The organism is Flavimaricola marinus (assembly GCF_900184895.1).
GTDB classification, from domain to species: Bacteria; Pseudomonadota; Alphaproteobacteria; order Rhodobacterales; family Rhodobacteraceae; genus Flavimaricola; species Flavimaricola marinus.
In genome coordinates this window covers 1-17146 of sequence record NZ_FXZK01000018.1, presented here as the reverse complement: position 1 = coordinate 17146, position 17146 = coordinate 1, and the positions used below count along the sequence as shown (strand labels likewise).

Here is a 17146-nt window from a genome sequence, read left to right as displayed (position 1 = left end):
TCTGTCGTCATAGGAATAGTTTATCCTAGACCGCAGCCTGCGTTGCCGTCGAACCACACTTACTAGGGCTGGCTGCAATCCATGGAATAATCGGCCTACTCCGTCTCGCATTTGGGCAGAGCCGTTCTAGTCATGTGGATAGAAGCAAGCCGCTTCGTGATCCATCCCTTGCAATGTGGGCACTTGACGGCGGCACTTGTCTTGCACCTTCCAGCATCGCGGTGCGAATGCACATCCATCCGGAATGGACAGAGGTGACGGCAACTCGCCGGTCAGCTTGATCCGCTCCTTTGACGCTGAAGGGTCCGCTCTAGGTGTCGCGGAAAGCAGCGCGCGAGTATAGGGATGACGTGGCGCATCGAAGACCTGGTTCTTAGGCCCCTTCTCCACCGCACGGCCGAGATACATGACGATGACATCGTCCGCGACGTGCCGAACAACGCTCAGGTCATGGCTAATAAACAGATAGGCCAGTTTCAGCCGCTCTTGCAGATCCATCAAGAGATTCAGGATCGCGCTCTGGATCGACAGGTCCAAGGCAGAGACGGGTTCATCCAAAACCAAGACCTTTGGATCGAGCATAAGGGCCCGTGCCACGGCAATCCTTTGGCGTTGACCTCCGGAAAACATATGGGGGTATCTATCGAAGTGCTCTGGCCGCAATCCTACCAGACGGAGGATCTCACGGGCTTTGGCTTCGCGTTCAGATTTGTCCATTCGCGGCCGATTGATGACCAATGGTTCCTGCAAGATCGTCCCAATGCGTTGTCGAGGATTCAGCGATCCATATGGATCCTGAAAAACGATCTGCACCGACTGCCGCAGATCCGCCCAGTCGGCAGGTAGGACTGGCTTGCCGTCCAGAGACAGAGAACCGGATGTCGGCTCCTCGATCATGGCAACCATCCGTGCCAATGTGGATTTTCCACATCCACTCTCACCGACGACAGCAAGTGTTTTTCCGGCCGCCAGTTCGAAATCCAGATCGGCGACAGCCCGCAATGTTCGGGCCTTGCGCATCAGCCCGCCGCCGACGGAATAATGCCGCTGCAAGTTCTTTGCTTCGATCACGTTCATGAGGCGATCCTTTCACCAGTGTTCAAAGGATACTGGCATCGCGCAAAGCCCAAATCCGGACCCTGTAATTGCGGCGGTTTTGTCCTGCAGGAGGCATCCGCAAATCGACATCTCGGTGAAAACAAGCAACCGTCCGGTCGATCAAATTGCCCCGGAACGACGCCGGGTATGGTTGGCAAACGCCTCTCGGTCGCTCTCTCTGGCAGTGCATCGAGCAGTGCTGCAGTATATGGATGATGCGGAGTTTCAAAAAGCGGTCCTACAGGCTGCTCTTCGATCTTTTGACCAGCATACTGAACGCTGACACGCTCGGCCGTTTCCGCGACGACTCCCATATCGTGTGTGATGAGAACCAAGCCCATACCCGTCTCGCTTCGCAAGTCTGATAGCAGATCAAGTATTTGGGCCTGTATCGTCACGTCGAGTGCCGTTGTGGGCTCATCGGCGATCAGCAGCTTTGGTCTGCAGGCGATTGCCATCGCAATCATGACACGTTGATTCATGCCCCCAGACATCTGGTGTGGAAACGCAGACAACCGCTTTTCCGGGTCCGGGATTCCGACCTGCTCGAAGAGTTCGATCGCGCGAGAATGGCGTTGCGCACGGTCCAGCCCGAGGTGAAAACGGAGGGATTCCTTGATCTGCCAACCTACCGTAAAACATGGGTTGAGGGAGGACATTGGTTCCTGAAATATCATCGCCAGATCATTGCCGATAATCCTACGCTTGGACCGATTGTCCAAGCGCAAGAGATCGTGCCCGTCAAAGGTCATCTCATCCGCCGTGACCTTTGCGGTCCAAGGCAGCAATCCCATCAAGGCTAGCATCGAGACCGATTTGCCCGATCCGCTTTCGCCGACGATCGCCAATATCTCTCCGGTATCGACGTCTTGATCTACTGCGTCCACAGCGCGAAAGAGGCCGCCGGCGGTCATGAAATCAACACTCAAATTACGAATACGTAGCAAGGACATCGGTCAGCTCCGTTTCAACTTTGGATCGAGCGCATCTCGCAGCCCATCGCCCATCAAGTTGATCGCCAGCACGGTGATCAGAATGGCAAGACCTGGAAAAGTGACCACCCACCATGCGCGCAAAATGAATTCCCGCGCTTCCGCAAGCATAGTTCCCCATTCCGGCGTTGGAGGCTGGGCCCCCATCCCTAGAAACCCGAGAGCCGCTGCGTCCAAGATTGCGGTTGAAAACGAAAGTGCCGCCTGCACGATAATAGGCGCCAGGCAATTTGGCAGAATCGTCACGAACATCAATCGACCGATGCCGGCACCGGCAACTTTCGCTGACGTGACATAGTCTTTCTGCCGCTCCGAAAGTACGCTCGCACGGGTCAAGCGAACATAATGTGGCTGTAGAACGATTGCGATCGCAATCATGGCGTTTGTAAGTGACGGCCCGAGAATAGCGACGAGTACGAGAGCGAGCAGGAGCGACGGAAACGCCAGAATAATATCCATGATCCGCATGATTATGCTGTCGACCCATTTCGGCGCGAAGCCGGCGATCAAACCGATCAGAATGCCGCCGCTGGCCGCAACCGTGACGACAATAACCCCGACGAAGAACGAGAACCTTGCACCGATAATGAGCCTGGACAGCATATCACGGCCCAGAGGATCAGTCCCCAAGGGATAGGTCCAGTTCCCTCCCTCTTGCCAGAACGGAGGCTGCAAAGCCGCGTCCCTGAACTGAGTGGTGGCGTCGTATGGCGCAATGAGTGGACCGAATAGCGCCAAGACGGCGAATATTCCAAAGATCCACAACCCGAATACCGCACCTCGGTTCTCGCGGAAGTAGAACCAGAATTCCCGCAAGCGATCAGGACTCTTGCTGACTGCGGCGGCATCGTTTGAAGGAGTTGTCTCAGACATCAACGCTTCCTTATCTTCGGATTGATGACGCCATAGAGCATGTCGACCGTCAGATTTACCACCATCACCATGACGGCAATCAGGAGCAGACCACCCTGCACCACCGGGTAATCTCTTCGGAAAATGCTATCGACCATCCATTTACCGATACCGGGCCAACTGAAAATCGTCTCGGTGAGAATTGCACCGGCCAGAAGTGTACCAACCGAGAGGCCGATCACAGTGATGACGGGGATCAGTGCATTTCTTAATGCATGCACGCCATTGATCCGTCCGGGGCTCATACCCTTGGCTCGCGCCGTTCTGATGTAGTCCTCTCCCAAGACCTCCAACATCGCAGATCGGGTCTGCCTCGCTATCACAGCCAATGGAATTGTCCCCAAAACGATCGTCGGCAAAATCAAATGCCGAACGGCGGACAGGAATGCCCCCTTCTGACCAGAGGCCAGACTATCGATCAACATGAACCCTGTCGGATCAGGGAAATAGTAAATCAAGTCGATCCGGCCTGACACCGGTGTCCATTGCAGGTTGCCCGAAAACACGATGATGAGGAGCAGAGCCCACCAAAAGATCGGCATCGAGTAGCCAATCAACGCAGTCGACATCAACGCTCTATCAAAAAATTTGCCGCGATTGACCGCAGCGATCACGCCCGCAGGCAATCCCAAAGCAACCGCAAACATCATGGCGCAAACTGAAAGCTCCAGAGTCGCTGGAAACAACGCGAAGAATTCATCCCAAACCGGCCTCTTTGTCACAAAGGAGGTTCCGAGATCGCCTTGAAGGACGCCTGTGAAATATTCCCAGAACTGAACGTAGATCGGTCGATCGAAGCCGAACTGTTCGCTTAGTTCTGCATAGCGTTCTTCGGTCAAGCCCCGCTCACCGGCCATGACGATTATCGGGTCGCCGGGCAAAACCCGAATGAATGCAAAGGAGATCAACGTTACGCCGAAGAAGGTCGGCACAAAGGTCAACAGTCTGCTGAGAATATAATTTAGCATTTCAGAACCACGAGCTCCTTTGGAAATCGGGTCAGGGATACGCATCCGGTTTCAGTGACGAGCACATCGTCTTCAATCCGAACACCGAAATTTCCAATGTCATAGAGACCCGGTTCATTGGTGAAGACCGTTCCAGCCGGAAGCTTCATGTGGTTTCCACGCATGATATAGGGTGCCTCGTGAACATCCCGGCCCAAACCATGGCCAGTCTTGGTTCGAATTCGGTCCGCGAAGGGCGACTGCTCCAGAATGCCAGTCACCGCATCGTCGATTTCATGCGCGCTGACCCCGGCTTTGGTCACTTCAAACCCCTTCAAGTTTGCACGCAGTACAGTGTCGTAGACCTCCTGCGCCTCGTCCGATGCGTGGTCCAAGAAGACCGTGCGCGTGATATCTGCCGCAAAGCCGTTCTTGCGGGCACCAAAATCGATCAGGAGTGCGTCGCCTGCCTTGACAGCATAATCTTCTCGCGCCTTAGCGTGAGGTCTTGCGGACCCATCGCCAGCGGCAACGATGGGATAAAAGGACTGATCATCGGCCCCCTCTTCGAACAAGGCACGAATGAGCGCACCCTCAATCTGCTTTTCGGTTTGATTCAGCCTGACGGTATCCAGTGCTTTGGCGAGAGCCCGTTCCGAGATCGCGATAGCTTCGTTCAATGCGGCAATGTCGGCCGGCGTCTTGATCATCCGCAGCGCCGAAATCTCTTTCTCGGCATCGACAATCCGTAGGTCCGGCTGTGCTTCCTTCAAAGCGTGATGGACGAAGACGCGCATCACTTGCCCCTCGACACCGAGGGACTTGATCTTCAGATGCGCCAACAAGGCGCCAAATGCAGCATCGTATCCCGACTGGTCCCGCCAATCGAATACCGCGCCCTCGAAACCGACAAGGTCCCAGCTCCGCAATTCAAGATTTGGGACCAGCGCGGCGGGGCTACCGTTTGCTGGCACGACCAGAACAAAAGGACGCTCGTGGCTCATGAAGACATGCTCCACGGCGCGAGTGAAATTCGGACCCGGAACCATTGCAATAGCGTCCAGCCCCAATTGGACAGCGACATTCGCATAGGGGACAAGACGTTCAGACAAGCCAGTAGCCAAAGTCAGCACCAAGTTTCTATAGCGATGCAAAAAAGTCTGGGGCGGCGCACGAAGCACCGCCCCAGTTCGACCGTCTTTCAAGTTAGTTTGCAATACCGACTTGATTGAAGATATGGCCGCCAAGAGGGTGGACAATGTAGTTTTCCACCTCTGGGCGCATGGTCATGTAGACCACCGAATGCGCGATCGTTGCCCAAGGAGCCTGCTCCTTGAAGATGAGCTGAGCTTCCTCATAAAGGGGCTGCCGTTCGGCCTGAGTCGGTAAGACCTTCGCTGCCTGGATCAGGTCTTCGAACGGCTGATAGCACCACTGCGCGCGGTTGGAGTTCTCGCGTCCGTCACAGCCCAGAAGGACAGCCAAGAAGTTGTCCGGATCGCCATTGTCGCCGGTCCATCCCAACAGCACAGCCCCGTCGCGGTCGAGTTCGCGCGACCGGGAAAGATACTCGCCCCATTCATAGGACACGATTTCAACAGTGACGCCGATCTGGGCGAAGTCCTCCTGCATCAATTCAGCCATACGGCGGGCATTGGGGTTGTAGGGGCGCTGAACAGGCATGGCCCAGATTTTCATGTTCAGATCGGTGACACCTTCCGCCTCCAGCATGGCGCGGGCGGCCTCGGGATCATACGGATCGTCAACTGTAGCTTCATTGTAAGACCACATGGTCGGCGGAATCGGGTTGCGGGCAATCTGACCGGAACCCTGGAACACCACGTCAATAATGGCTTGCTTGTCGATCGCCATGTTAAGAGCGCGACGCACATTGGGATTGTCGTAGGGAGCTTGCGTGGTGTTGTAGGCGAGGTAGCCGACGTTGAGCCCCTCTTGTTCCATCACAACCACGTCTTCCGAACTCTTCATCGCCTCGATGTCAGCTGGGTTCGGGTATGCCATGACATGGCACTCGCCGGCCTGAACCTTTTGATAGCGCACGCTCGCATCAGGTGTGATCGCAAAGATCAGAGATTCGACGCGTGCGGGCTCGCCCCAGTAGCTATCGTTGCGCAGATAGCGGATGACAGCGTCTTTCTGATAGGCTTGGAAGCTGAAAGGACCAGTTCCGATCGGAGCTTGATTCAGCATTTCGGGTGTCCCCGCTTCGAGCATGGCATCCGCGTATTCGGCGGACACAATGGACGCGAAGTCCATAGCCATGTTTGCGATGAACGGTGCTTCGGGCCGGGTGAGATTGAACACGACCGTGTAGTCATCGACCTTTTCGATGCTCTCGATCAGATCAGGCATCGACATGCCGCCGTAATATTCCCAAGTGCCACCCGAAACGGTGAAGTAAGGGTTGGCCTCGTTACCTTGGCGGTCAAACGAGAAGATGACGTCGTCGGCATTGAAGTCACGCGTTGGGGTGAACTGGTCATTGCTGTGGAATGAGACGCCACGACGCAGATTGAAGGTCACGGTCATGCCGTCTTCAGAGACTTCCCAGCTCTCGGCCAGCCCAGGAATCACTTCGGTCGTGCCGACGCGGAATTCGGCCAGACGATTGTAGAGTGGATGGCTGGAGGCATCGAAAGTGGTACCTGCAGTATAAAGTGCTGGATCGAAACCTTCCGGTGATCCCTCTGAGCAGTACACCAACGCTTGCGCGGAGGCCGCCGAAGCGCCAACCGCTGCGAGCAAGCAGCCAACGGCCAATGTTCTTCTTAATGACATATCGAATGTATCCCCTAGCATTTTCGTTTTTCGTTCTGCGATCAGCCTTCTGATGCGAAGACTGGAACGCGTCACAGCGTGGCCCTCAAGCGCGAACACTTGAACGGACAATTTCTTGTGGTCATCTCTTCCCGTTGCGGCACGACTCTTTTTCGGTCGAGCTCATCGTATTTTTCGCATCCGAGCACGAAAAATCGTCGCTGCCAAGCAAAACCCGCACATGCTAACGCTCCGTAAGCTAGTCTAATGGCGCGTTTTCCAGCCGACATACGCACAATAAGCAGGCACATAAGTCCAATAATTCAGCCTTCCGCGCCTACCGACCACCCACCCTCACGGCACATGATCATTTTCACGGCAGAAGCCCCGAAATTGATCTTGCGGCCCGTACCAGACCCGCCGAAACTGCTTTCCATGAAGACCATTTACCCACTTGTCGTGTTCACGGACCTCGACGGCACACTGCTAGACCATCAGACCTACGACTGGCGACCCGCAGCACCAGCACTCGCTCGATTGGCCGAAATCAATGCCGTGGTCGTCCTCGCAAGTAGCAAAACCGCATCGGAAATAAAGGTCCTTCAAAAGGAAATGCGGCTTTCACACTGGCCCGCCATAGTTGAGAATGGCAGTGGTATCGCTGGATCACAGTCGCCAGAAGAGTACAGAAAACTTCGACACCAACTCAATTCCGTCACTCCCGAGTTGCGCAATTATTTTTGCGGTTTTGGTGACATGCCCCCTGAGGAAGTTGCCGACCGCACGGGTTTATCACTCGAAAAAGCGCGGCTCGCGAAGGAGCGGCGTTTTTCAGAACCCGGCGTCTGGTCGGGAACAGCCGAGCAAGAAGCAGCCTTTGAAAACGCTCTCAGCAAGATCGGAATAAGCGCCCGTCGGGGCGGCCGTTTCCTGACTTTGTCTTACGGCAAGACCAAGGCAGATCAGATGGCTGAGATCCTCAAGAGTCACCCGGCTCGCAATTGCATTGCGTTGGGCGATGCCCCAAACGACATCGAAATGATACGCTCTGCCGACTATGGCATTATCATCTCAAACCCCCATCACCCCTCGCTGCCAACGCTTGAAGAAGAGGCCACCGGTCGCGTCCTCAGAACACGAGAACCAGGCCCCTACGGATGGAATTCCGCGGTTATGATGCTTTTGATAAAACTGGGCATATAGTCACAATTGGTTAGGATTGAATCTCATGGTTGATTTCCATCAGAACGGCAACATTGCCACGTTGCATAACCTGCGAACTCAGTCGCTCGATGAAATGACCTACGAGCTTGAGACATTTGCTCAATCTCGAAAAATATCGCTTATTCTTCCATGCCTCTACTCTGAACTTGAAACCGAAGCGATGCCCATTATCGTTTGTGAACTCTCAAGGGTTAGCTATCTTCACCGCATTATAATTGGACTGGATCGGGCGAATGAAGAGCAATTCCGAAACGCGAAAAAATTCTTCAAAGACCTTGATCAGAACCACGTCGTCATCTGGAACGACAGCCCCAGAATGAAGGCACTGGAGCATAGGCTGAAAGATGTTGGACTCGGCCCGGTCGAGCCGGGAAAAGGAAAGAATGTATGGTCATCGATCGGCTATTTGATGGCCTGTGAGGATAGCGCAATTATGGCGATACATGATTGCGACATTCTGACTTACACGAACGAGCTGCTCGCGCGATTGGTTTACCCGGTTGCAAATCCCAACTTCCCCTACCAAGTGGCGAAAGGTTATTACGCCAGAGTTGGCCAAAACAAACTGAACGGCAGAGTGACCCGGCTCTTGGTCAGCCCACTTCTGATAGCCTTGAAACGGGTGATCGGAGATCGTGACTACATCGATTACCTAAGAAGTTTCCGCTATCCGCTTTCCGGCGAATTCGCCATGCGCACAAGCATATTGCCGGATCTCAGAATACCGTCTGACTGGGGGCTGGAGATCGGCGTGTTGTCCGAAGCATGGCGGAACCTTGCGCCCAAGGCCGTTTGCCAAGTCGAGATTGCTGACGCTTACGATCATAAACATCAGGAGCTTAGCGCGGGTGTTGCGGAGGCCGGTTTGAACCGCATGTCAGTCGACATCTGCAAGGCAATCTTCCGAAAGCTCGCGGCAGACGGAACCGTATTCACGAGCAACGTTTTTAGAACTTTGAAAGCGACATACTACCGCAGCGCCTTGGACCTGCTCGATGCCTACTATGCAGATGCTCAGATGAACGGGCTTGAAATCGACAGACATGGCGAAGAGCGCACGATCGAATTGTTTGCCGAAAATATCATGCGAGCAGGACAGTTCTTCCTCAGCAATCCACACGAAACGCCCTTCATTCCAACTTGGAGCCGCGTCCATTCAGCGGATCCAGCCTTCATGCGCGATATGCATTCGGCCGTTGCGAAAGACATTGACGAATATCAATAATATCCACTAGGCAATATTCGTTATCCAGCGGCACTGATAAGGTGCCAGTGATACAGTACCGTCCGCCATAGTGATCTGTTCACCGGACAATAGATCCATCCACGTCTCATCTTCGATCAGATTTAGGCGATGCGACGGCATCGATATTTCGTCAGCGCTGACATTATGCAACGCAAAAATCGACTGAGATCTATCAAGGCTCTGCCGCCACAACAGAAATATTCGGGGGTCTTCTGAATTGAGCGTGAACTGTGTCGCATTCGGGTGAAAGGCGCGTTGCTTCTTTCGCAAATCTAACCGACGCTTGAAAGCCTCCATCACTCTGGATTGTATCGAGCTTGGGTCAGATAGAAGCTCCTTCAAGGATGGATAGTCCCAACGATGTCGATTGATCGCGCGGTTCATTCCCCGCCGTTCGACACCGTCGAGATCGTTCGGCGTAGCCAACAACGAATGGATATAGAATGCCGGAATTCCCTCCATCGCCATGACAATTGTCTGGGAGCACATGAAACGTTCGAAATGGAATGCGTCAGGACCATCAAAAGTCTCCCGCATTGCATCAAAGAAAGTAGTGTTTATCTCGTAAGGTGCTTCGCTTCCGTCCGGCAGAGCCCTCATTGAAACAAGTCCACCGAGGCTCTTGATGGTATCAATTATCTTTTGTTGCTGAGCCGAGCTGAGCAGGCCTTCGGCCGGGCGCATTCCAATCCCATCGTGGCTGGCAGTAAAATTTAGGTACGCACAGCCTAACGGCGCTGGGGGCATCGCCTTTTGCCATTGTAAAAGTGCACTCGCATCACCAGACATCATGGCGTATAATATCAATGGCGGAAGCGGGAAATTATAGATCATGTGCGCTTCATCGCGCTCTCCGAAATAGCTCAAGTTCTCGGTCTTGGGAACATTCGTCTCCGTAATCAACACGACTTTCTCAGCTGTATGATCACAAAGTAGCCTCATCAGTTTGATGATTTCATGAGTTTGAGGCAAATGTATCGATGGCGTTCCGATTTCCTTCCAAAGGAAAGCGACCGCATCGAGCCGAATAATTCGTATCCCATGATCGAGATGCAGGCGAATAATACGCAGGAACTCCAAGAGCACTTCGGGGTTTCGAAAATCCAAGTCTATCTGATCGTGTGAAAACGTGCACCAGACATGTCGGAGACCGCGCGAAGTCTCGACTTTCTGCAACAATGGCGTTGTGCGCGGGCGCACGACCATACTCAAGTCATCACTCGGAGATGCCTCGAAGAAGAATTCGTCATAGGGTGGATGCGCCTGCCGATAGCCGTTGAACCAAGCTCCTTGACTAGAGACATGATTGAGCACGAGGTCTGACATCAGAGTAAAATCTTCCGATATTCGCTCAACGTCGGCCCAATCACCCAATTGTGGATTCACCTTGCGGAAGTCCGACACGGCGAAGCCATCGTCTGAGGTGAACGGAAAGAACGGCAAAATGTGGACGCTATTTAGATGACCACTCCAGTGGTTGAGAAAATAGTCGTGCAGCAGGTCTAGGGGCTTATGAGCTCCATCCGTAAGCGTGTCGCCGTATGTTATGGCGAGCACGTCCGCTTCGCTCCACATCGCATTGTTCGGTAGCCGCCCTCGTTTACGTCGCTTGGCCGGGTCGGGCCAGAATGCATCTATGACTTGGCTGGCGAGAATATCATGGTCGACGCTTGGGTAGATCCGCGAAAGCCTGCTTGAAAGCGTTCGACTAAACGATTGAGATGGTTTCTTCATGCGGACAGGGAACCACATCCTGACCACGAAACTCAAACTCAATCGTCGATATTACAGCGTCGGAAGCCAGTTTGATTGTTTATTGCGCAGTTCTGTTCGCCGTGTCGCTGGCGAGCCGGCATTCCAAGCGCTTGTCAGATTGCCTCGTTTTCCGAAGTTTATGCAGGGAAATGTCAGCAGCCCACTCGGACAAGACTAAACTGATGCGGTGGATGCCCCCACCCGACGGTATGGAATGTGCCATAACGGTTTCATAGGAACCAACGCGAGGGAGGCATCCATGTCAGAGATTAGGATATTAGCGATTGATCTTGCCCCGGGTTTGCTCGAGCCGTCAACTGCTCGGTGCGATGGAGAATCATACGCAAGACAACACACCGTTAATCCCCCGAAGTGCGCGAGCGTTCCGTTCGCATGGTGCTGCACAGCCCCAGACAGCATGAAAGGAGTTGATCGGCGATATTGTCCACAACCTCGAAGATCGGTCGAGCGTCGCAGATTCGGACCGGATGGGTTAAGAGGGCTGACGTGGATCGCAGGGATCCCGAACAGATCCAAACAATGTCCAGCGAACAATAAGTTCCGCGATTTAAGTGCACCCGCGTCGAAGATGCTGTGGGTGAGCAACTCCATTTATGCGGCGACACGGCAGGGCTTTGCCTATGTGGCTTCCGTCACCGATGTCTTTGCGCTGTATCATGGGCCGGCGTTTCATTCGGTCTGCTCATAGCATTTTATTTTCTACGCATTCGAAAATGGCTGAATATCCGAAGTCATTCAGCCTCCGCGCCCCGCGGTTCGGTTTCGAAGTGGGGCTTAGCGTTGTCGCTCAAAACTGCCTATATGAGATCGTGGAAATTACGAGTTCAGTTCAGCGCTAGAGCCGCCATTGTACAAAATGCTCGCGCAAAACAATGCGACCAGACACAATACGCTTGTTGAAACCGCGGCCATTGTAGCGTCGGAACTAGCAAGGACCGAGACTGTTGCGATCCCGCCGAGCCTGGCAAACGTAATGTCCAAGCTGGTTGCCATTGCACTCATTCCATTTGGAGCGAACCTCAAGGTCAACTGCGTTGAAGGGGCGTTGCTGCAAGCGAGACCCGATCCAACCAGGACGGACGAAAACAGTAAAGGTATGAGTTGGTCATAGAAGGACGATAGCAATACTCCTGCGGCGATGAGGAGCGGGGCCATCATCATGATCCTCCCAAGATTGGGACTGTCTACCCAGTTTCTCAAGAGCGTGCTCATCCCAGAGAATGTCAGCCACAACACCGAAAGGACCAGCCCGGTGTTTGCCGCCATAAAGTCGTTGCCCGAGAGCCAAATCGGAAGCCGAAAAAGGAAGTAGGAAATCGAACCGTAGGTGCAGAAAATGTAGACAAAAGTTGCGCTCAGCTTGTGATTTCGTAGCAACTTGGAGAGGTTGTTTTTTGAACGGGATTTGGGCACGGAGTCTACCGAGGCGCTTGCCACATACAGAATGAACAAGGCGGCTAGCGCCGTGATCGCGATTGCCAAGAAAGCGATTTGCCATCCCTGATCGGCAAGGGTGCTCCCATAAATGAGGGGCGTGAAAGCCGCACAATATCCTGCGATACTGCCCCACAGGATTAGTACTCTTCCAGGTTTTGCCGGCGAGGCTCGTGTCAATAGCAGAGGCACGAGTGGCGAGAAAAGGCCGCCCCCAAGACCCTGAAGAATGCGGCCGACGATTAGCAGTTGGACGCTATCCGCCATTGCTACGAGAAGCGAACCCGCGGCGAAAACGGCAATGCCAAATCCGAAGACCTTCGTTGTCCTGAAGATGTCGCCAAACCAACCTCCAAGAAGAACGCCAAGAGCGACTGAAATCCCGTAGGCATTAAAAACCCAAGCCAAACCGCCGATTGTCAAACCAAATTGAGTTTGTATCAATGGAAGGAGCATAGGGACCAAGGTCAGCTCCATCACAAATGCGATATTGGCAACGATCGGGGCAATAAGCGCTGAGCGCTTTGATGCCGCTAATGCGGCCTCCTTGTCGACCTTCACAGAAGCAGGGACCATTTCAGGCGGACCACTTAGACATTCGCTTGTGCGTCCAAATGGCTCATTTCCGCCACTGCTCCATTGGTGGCTGAAAATTTAGGAGTGTTGGAGGTGACATGAAGGCTTGGCGTTGGACGGGCAAGTAGGTTTGCCATGTCATTGGCTCCCATCCAAATCAAATAGTCCTCGTCGGTTATCTGCTGATCTGGGCCCAGCCAGACACCGGGATCACAATGGTTGTAGCCATAGCGAAGATGTGCGCCCTTTGCGGCCAATGATTTAGGAACGAGCGCGAAAACGAACGACGGATTCCAAGCGCCGACCATGATCTCGATAAGGAGTCTCGACAATAGAGATGTCGCACCTTGACTGCGTGGCCCTCCGAGACCACGCCCACGTAGCCAAAAATCGCCGTGGTAACAGACTCTTCCAGTAATGCTGTGCAGCGCGTCGGGACCGGAGTAAAATGTCAGGTCTGGGTCCGGTGTTGAGTCCGGGGTGATATACTTGTGGCGATGATTGTTCAAATGGGTCGCCAGCGTTCCACCAGACAGATCGAGCAAGCGTACGGCCTGAGTATGAACAAGTTCCCCCGTCGCGTCGTAGCCGCAAATCCAAAAGCCGTTGTCGCGGTCAATGTACGAGCTTGCAACATCAAACATTGCGTATATTGGGCCACGATCTGATTGTCGCGTCCTTAGGGAACGATAGGTCGCGAAGTCGTCCCCGATCTGTATTCGAATGCCACTCGCCTCAAAGGCGGACAAGATGTTGGACAGACGTGTCGAGATTTCAAAGAGTTTACTGGGTGACAACCCCATATGACCAGTCCTTCTTCCCAGGTTGGAGCCAGTCTTTCATCAAATAGTTAACTTTCTATTAGCCAAATTTAACGGCTGCGGCGGCGATGGGTGGATCTTATTGGGGTGCCGATCGAAGGCAATAAGCGCTGCTCAGATAAGTCGGGACAGTTCGGCACTGGACAAGAATGCTTCTGCATCCACTACATTTGTCTATCCTCGATCAGGCCAGCGGAAGTCGTCGTCATACTTCGTGAGCTGTTCTCTCAGACGAGTCCGGATCCCCACTACAGCGGCTACGACGACGGCCTGGACCATGGGGCAGTGGACGAGTCTCGGCACTGGTTAATAGTGGCCTGGGTCAGGGGCCAGCGGCCAAGGTGTCGGAGCGCTTCTATGCCTCGATCAAAAATAGCGACGAAAATGAGGAAGTCGCATAGAATTGCGGGCATTCCCTACTTTTAAATTCGATGTCGCAATTCCTTGTTTCCATTGGAGTATTTTGGGTTCTGGAGAAGTCGCCTGATTGACAATCTCGTGTCTTCGAGATGGGCTTTAAAGGCAACCGTCTCAACTAAGGCAGCCCGAAGGCAAAGCTAGGAAATTCGCCCCAATGACGCCAATTCTGAAGCGGAGTATCGTGCTGTAAATTTGGAGCCAGCATGTCCGTCTATAGTCTTTTTGAGCCGTCCGTTCAGGTAACCAGCCCGCCTCGCGGCTCCGTCAACGTTTGCATCGGCCGTGCCGTCGCTGGACCGGGTGGGCGCTGGGTCCCGTGCGCATCCATGATCGCAGAGGGCCTCTTCGTCTCGTGCGTTTATGAGGTTGGACCCGGCCGGCGTCAGGTTTGCTCTGGACATCCTCCAATGGATTGCGCTGAAGAGGCCCTTGCCCAAGCGATTGAACTTGCGGAAACCGCTGCGGCCTAGCGGGTCGCATTGGCGGAGCCATTATCCCACAGCGCTCAGCCTGTCCGCATTTCGGCGTGAGGCAGGGTTTCTGGACAAGGTTCCGGGGTGGCGGCCCAGCAATAATGAGGGCCGGCCAGCAGTATTTAGACCGCTCTTCCAATGCCGTGAAGAGCGTTGCGGTCAGACGACTTGGGCCGCCGGTGCCAAAATACGCCGCCGGTTTCAATCAACCGATCCTGAAGGTCGTGTTCGCTCATAGGTTTTCCGAAATAGAAACCTTGAAGATAGTCGCAACCCATCTCGCTCAGAAGCCAGGCGTGTTCCTCGGATTCGACCCCCTCCGCAACCACACTCATGTTCAGACCCTTTCCAATTCCGATGATGGATTTGACCAATGGCCTCGTGGTCGGATCCCCGACAAGTGGCTGGATAAAATGACGGTCGATTTTCAAGACGGCAGGCTTGATCTCCAACAGCCCTCTGACGGAGGCGTGTCCGGTTCCGAAATCGTCGAGCGCAATCGTGACGCCAAGCTCTTCCAGTTCATCAATTGTCCAACGAACCACATCACCGATCCGATCCAGGTAGACGGATTCAAGGATCTCGACCGTGAGGCGCGCGGCGTCGACGCCCGAACTCTTGATATCGTGTATGAACGTCGGGTCCGCTAGACGGGCAGCTGAGACATTGACAGCGACGCGAGGAAGGATGACGCCTGTTTCGTCCAGGTGGGACATCGCCTGATGCAGGCTTGCAAAAATTATCTTATCAATTCGCTTGAGAATGCCCATGTTCGCAGCAGTTTCGAGAAATGCCGCTGGCGGAAGAATACCTTTGGTTGGATGGGCCCAACGGATCAGCATCTCGGCGCAGGAAATTCGCCCGGATTGTGCATCAATGAGTGGTTGAAAGTACGGAATAAATTCCTGCCGTTCACAGGCGAGCAGTAGGTCAGATGCCAGCTGCTTCGTCGCAATGGAGTTGGCATGCATTTCTTTGGTAAAGAAGGACCAGCGGCCCTTTCCCTGCGATTTCGCATGGTAGAGCGCTTCGTCAGAGTCCGCGACGACTTGTTCGGGGTCTTCCATATTGGCGTTTGCAATGGCGACGCCGACGCTTGCGCTACAGGCGGTTGACTTTCCATCGCAACTGAACGGCGCTTGCATCCTTTGAACTATTTCGTCCGCCAGACTGCTGATGTTGAGAGCACTCGTTCCGAGTGGCTTCAGAATGACAAATTCGTCACCGCCGAGACGGGCGACCAGGTCGGATTCCCCAGTCAGCTCACGCAACATGTCAGCGACCGATACCAGCAACCGATCACCAGCATCGTGGCCAAGCGTGTCGTTGACCGATTTGAAGCGGTCCAAGTCGATGTAGAGTACGGCGAATTCGGTTCCATGCGTTTTCAGGTTCTCGATCCAGGTTCTCAACTCAACTTCGAAATGCCGTCTGTTGGAAAGCCCGGTCAAAGCGTCTTCATTCGCGTCCTTGGCGACCGACTTTGCAAGCGCATGGAGGCGCGTGTTCTCTTTCTCAAGACGGTGAACTCTTTCGATGACCCTCGAGTAGCTTTCTGGGTCCGATGAGGCGTGTTCTCTCGATACCGGCCTTGATGGCGCTGTGTGCTCATCTTCCAGATCAATGATCGAGCAGAGCCACCAATGATTGCCGGTAGCGGGATCCGACAAGTGAGACCAACTCATCCGTTGTCGGTAGAGCTCGCCGTTCTTTCGGTTGTTCATGGCCTTGGTCGAAAAGTTCTCCCAATTCATCAGCTTCTCGATGATGTACAGATGAACACCTTGCTCAAGATCGGGCCCGATCAATATGGTTCCGCGTTGGCCGATGGCTTCGGCGGCACTATATCCGGTGATCTTCGTGAATGCCTTGTTGCACCACTGAAGAACCATAACCGCTCCGTCATCATTGGACGCCAAAGCAAGTGCGAGCCCTTCAGTGCACTTGTCATTGATCTGAGTGAATATTTGAGCCGGTATCATATGCAGGTTCTTGCTTGTTCCTCACCCATATGGCCCCCCAAACCATTAGGAGCCGTTAAGTCAACACAACTTGTGGCCTGTTCTTAGGGAAAAGTGGAACGATAATATGGCGGAGAGTCTAGCGCTATTTCGAGTGCGCGCTGGGCGCTAAACAAATTGCATGGCCGGTCCCGATCGAACGGTACAGTTTGGATGTCAATGTATAGTCGGATCCTGATCAAACATGACGATGCAATCAGGCGATGTTTAGCGATATCCCTGAGCGCTGTGTTATCCGACAGCGTTGTAGTTACAGCGCCATTTATCGGCTAGAATCTGGTGGCACGGCACGTCCGGCTCGGGTAGCGTCCGTCAAGGTGGTTTAAATTGTGAGATGGCCTGAGGGCATGATCAGGCGGTTTTTTTTGGCAATGCTGAGAATTGGGTCGATCTCCTCCGTGTCGATCTGGGCGAAAGCCTCGACCATC

12 protein-coding genes are annotated in these 17146 nt (G+C 53.8%); 2 read left to right on the top strand and 10 right to left on the bottom strand.

Features of this window, described 5'->3' with window-relative positions; translation table 11 throughout:
* Positions 1–126 precede the first annotated feature (126 nt).
* The 6 genes from LOM8899_RS21330 to LOM8899_RS21305 form a co-directional block, all read right to left on the bottom strand.
* The gene (locus LOM8899_RS21330; RefSeq protein ID WP_093994271.1) at positions 127–1077 is read right to left on the bottom strand and encodes an ABC transporter ATP-binding protein; all 951 of its coding nucleotides are present in this window, start codon (positions 1075–1077) and stop codon (positions 127–129) included.
* On the bottom strand, positions 1074–2051 hold the full coding sequence (locus LOM8899_RS21325) for an ABC transporter ATP-binding protein (RefSeq protein WP_093994270.1): 978 nt from the start codon (positions 2049–2051) through the stop codon (positions 1074–1076). The genes LOM8899_RS21330 and LOM8899_RS21325 overlap by 4 nt, the downstream gene beginning before the upstream one ends.
* 3 nt (positions 2052–2054) lie before the next feature.
* Positions 2055–2963 carry an ABC transporter permease subunit gene (locus LOM8899_RS21320; protein ID WP_093994269.1) on the bottom strand — a complete coding sequence of 303 codons (909 nt, stop codon included), beginning with the start codon at positions 2961–2963 and terminating at the stop codon, positions 2055–2057.
* Entirely contained in the window at positions 2963–3970 is a 1008-nt protein-coding gene (locus tag LOM8899_RS21315; RefSeq protein ID WP_093994268.1) for an ABC transporter permease subunit, read from the bottom strand. The genes LOM8899_RS21320 and LOM8899_RS21315 overlap by 1 nt, the downstream gene beginning before the upstream one ends.
* Complete coding sequence (locus LOM8899_RS21310; RefSeq protein WP_370739404.1) at positions 3964–5061, bottom strand: M24 family metallopeptidase; 1098 nt, start codon at positions 5059–5061, stop codon at positions 3964–3966. The genes LOM8899_RS21315 and LOM8899_RS21310 overlap by 7 nt, the downstream gene beginning before the upstream one ends.
* A gap of 94 nt (positions 5062–5155) precedes the next feature.
* Positions 5156–6748 (bottom strand): ABC transporter substrate-binding protein, encoded by a 1593-nt coding sequence (locus LOM8899_RS21305; RefSeq protein ID WP_093994267.1) that lies wholly within the window; start codon positions 6746–6748, stop codon positions 5156–5158.
* Positions 6749–7090: 342 nt separating this feature from the next.
* Between LOM8899_RS21305 and LOM8899_RS21300 the strand changes: the two genes are divergently transcribed.
* Both LOM8899_RS21300 and LOM8899_RS21295 read left to right on the top strand, forming a co-directional pair.
* A complete protein-coding gene (locus LOM8899_RS21300) occupies positions 7091–7930 on the top strand; it encodes an HAD-IIB family hydrolase (protein WP_306456566.1) in 840 nt (279 codons plus the stop codon).
* A gap of 25 nt (positions 7931–7955) precedes the next feature.
* The gene (locus LOM8899_RS21295; RefSeq protein ID WP_093994266.1) at positions 7956–9176 is read left to right on the top strand and encodes a glycosyltransferase family protein; all 1221 of its coding nucleotides are present in this window, start codon (positions 7956–7958) and stop codon (positions 9174–9176) included.
* Between the two features lie 6 nt (positions 9177–9182).
* Here the strand turns inward: LOM8899_RS21295 and LOM8899_RS21290 are convergent, their stop codons facing one another.
* From LOM8899_RS21290 to LOM8899_RS21270, 4 genes are all read right to left on the bottom strand, one after another.
* Positions 9183–10931, bottom strand: coding sequence for a sugar phosphorylase (locus LOM8899_RS21290; RefSeq protein WP_093994288.1), 1749 nt, complete (start codon positions 10929–10931; stop codon positions 9183–9185).
* Between the two features lie 858 nt (positions 10932–11789).
* Complete coding sequence (locus tag LOM8899_RS21285) at positions 11790–12968, bottom strand: MFS transporter (protein ID WP_245820693.1); 1179 nt, start codon at positions 12966–12968, stop codon at positions 11790–11792.
* Between the two features lie 29 nt (positions 12969–12997).
* Positions 12998–13786 carry a hypothetical protein gene (locus LOM8899_RS21280; RefSeq protein WP_245820691.1) on the bottom strand — a complete coding sequence of 263 codons (789 nt, stop codon included), beginning with the start codon at positions 13784–13786 and terminating at the stop codon, positions 12998–13000.
* A gap of 1033 nt (positions 13787–14819) precedes the next feature.
* Entirely contained in the window at positions 14820–16679 is a 1860-nt protein-coding gene (locus LOM8899_RS21270) for a putative bifunctional diguanylate cyclase/phosphodiesterase (RefSeq protein ID WP_093994263.1), read from the bottom strand.
* Positions 16680–17146 lie beyond the last annotated feature (467 nt).

Excerpts from the sequence above, each read along its gene's own strand:
- LOM8899_RS21300 (WP_306456566.1), top strand. The coding sequence starts at position 7,091 with ATGATCATTTTCACGGCAGAAGCCCCGAAATTGATCTTGCGGCCCGTA.
- LOM8899_RS21330 (WP_093994271.1), bottom strand. The coding sequence starts at position 1,077 with ATGAACGTGATCGAAGCAAAGAACTTGCAGCGGCATTATTCCGTCGGC.
- LOM8899_RS21320 (WP_093994269.1), bottom strand. The coding sequence starts at position 2,963 with ATGTCTGAGACAACTCCTTCAAACGATGCCGCCGCAGTCAGCAAGAGT.
- LOM8899_RS21295 (WP_093994266.1), top strand. The coding sequence starts at position 7,956 with ATGGTTGATTTCCATCAGAACGGCAACATTGCCACGTTGCATAACCTG.
- LOM8899_RS21280 (WP_245820691.1), bottom strand. The coding sequence starts at position 13,786 with ATGGGGTTGTCACCCAGTAAACTCTTTGAAATCTCGACACGTCTGTCC.
- LOM8899_RS21325 (WP_093994270.1), bottom strand. The coding sequence starts at position 2,051 with ATGTCCTTGCTACGTATTCGTAATTTGAGTGTTGATTTCATGACCGCC.
- LOM8899_RS21315 (WP_093994268.1), bottom strand. The coding sequence starts at position 3,970 with ATGCTAAATTATATTCTCAGCAGACTGTTGACCTTTGTGCCGACCTTC.
- LOM8899_RS21305 (WP_093994267.1), bottom strand. The coding sequence starts at position 6,748 with ATGTCATTAAGAAGAACATTGGCCGTTGGCTGCTTGCTCGCAGCGGTT.
- LOM8899_RS21270 (WP_093994263.1), bottom strand. The coding sequence starts at position 16,679 with ATGATACCGGCTCAAATATTCACTCAGATCAATGACAAGTGCACTGAA.
- LOM8899_RS21290 (WP_093994288.1), bottom strand. The coding sequence starts at position 10,931 with ATGAAGAAACCATCTCAATCGTTTAGTCGAACGCTTTCAAGCAGGCTT.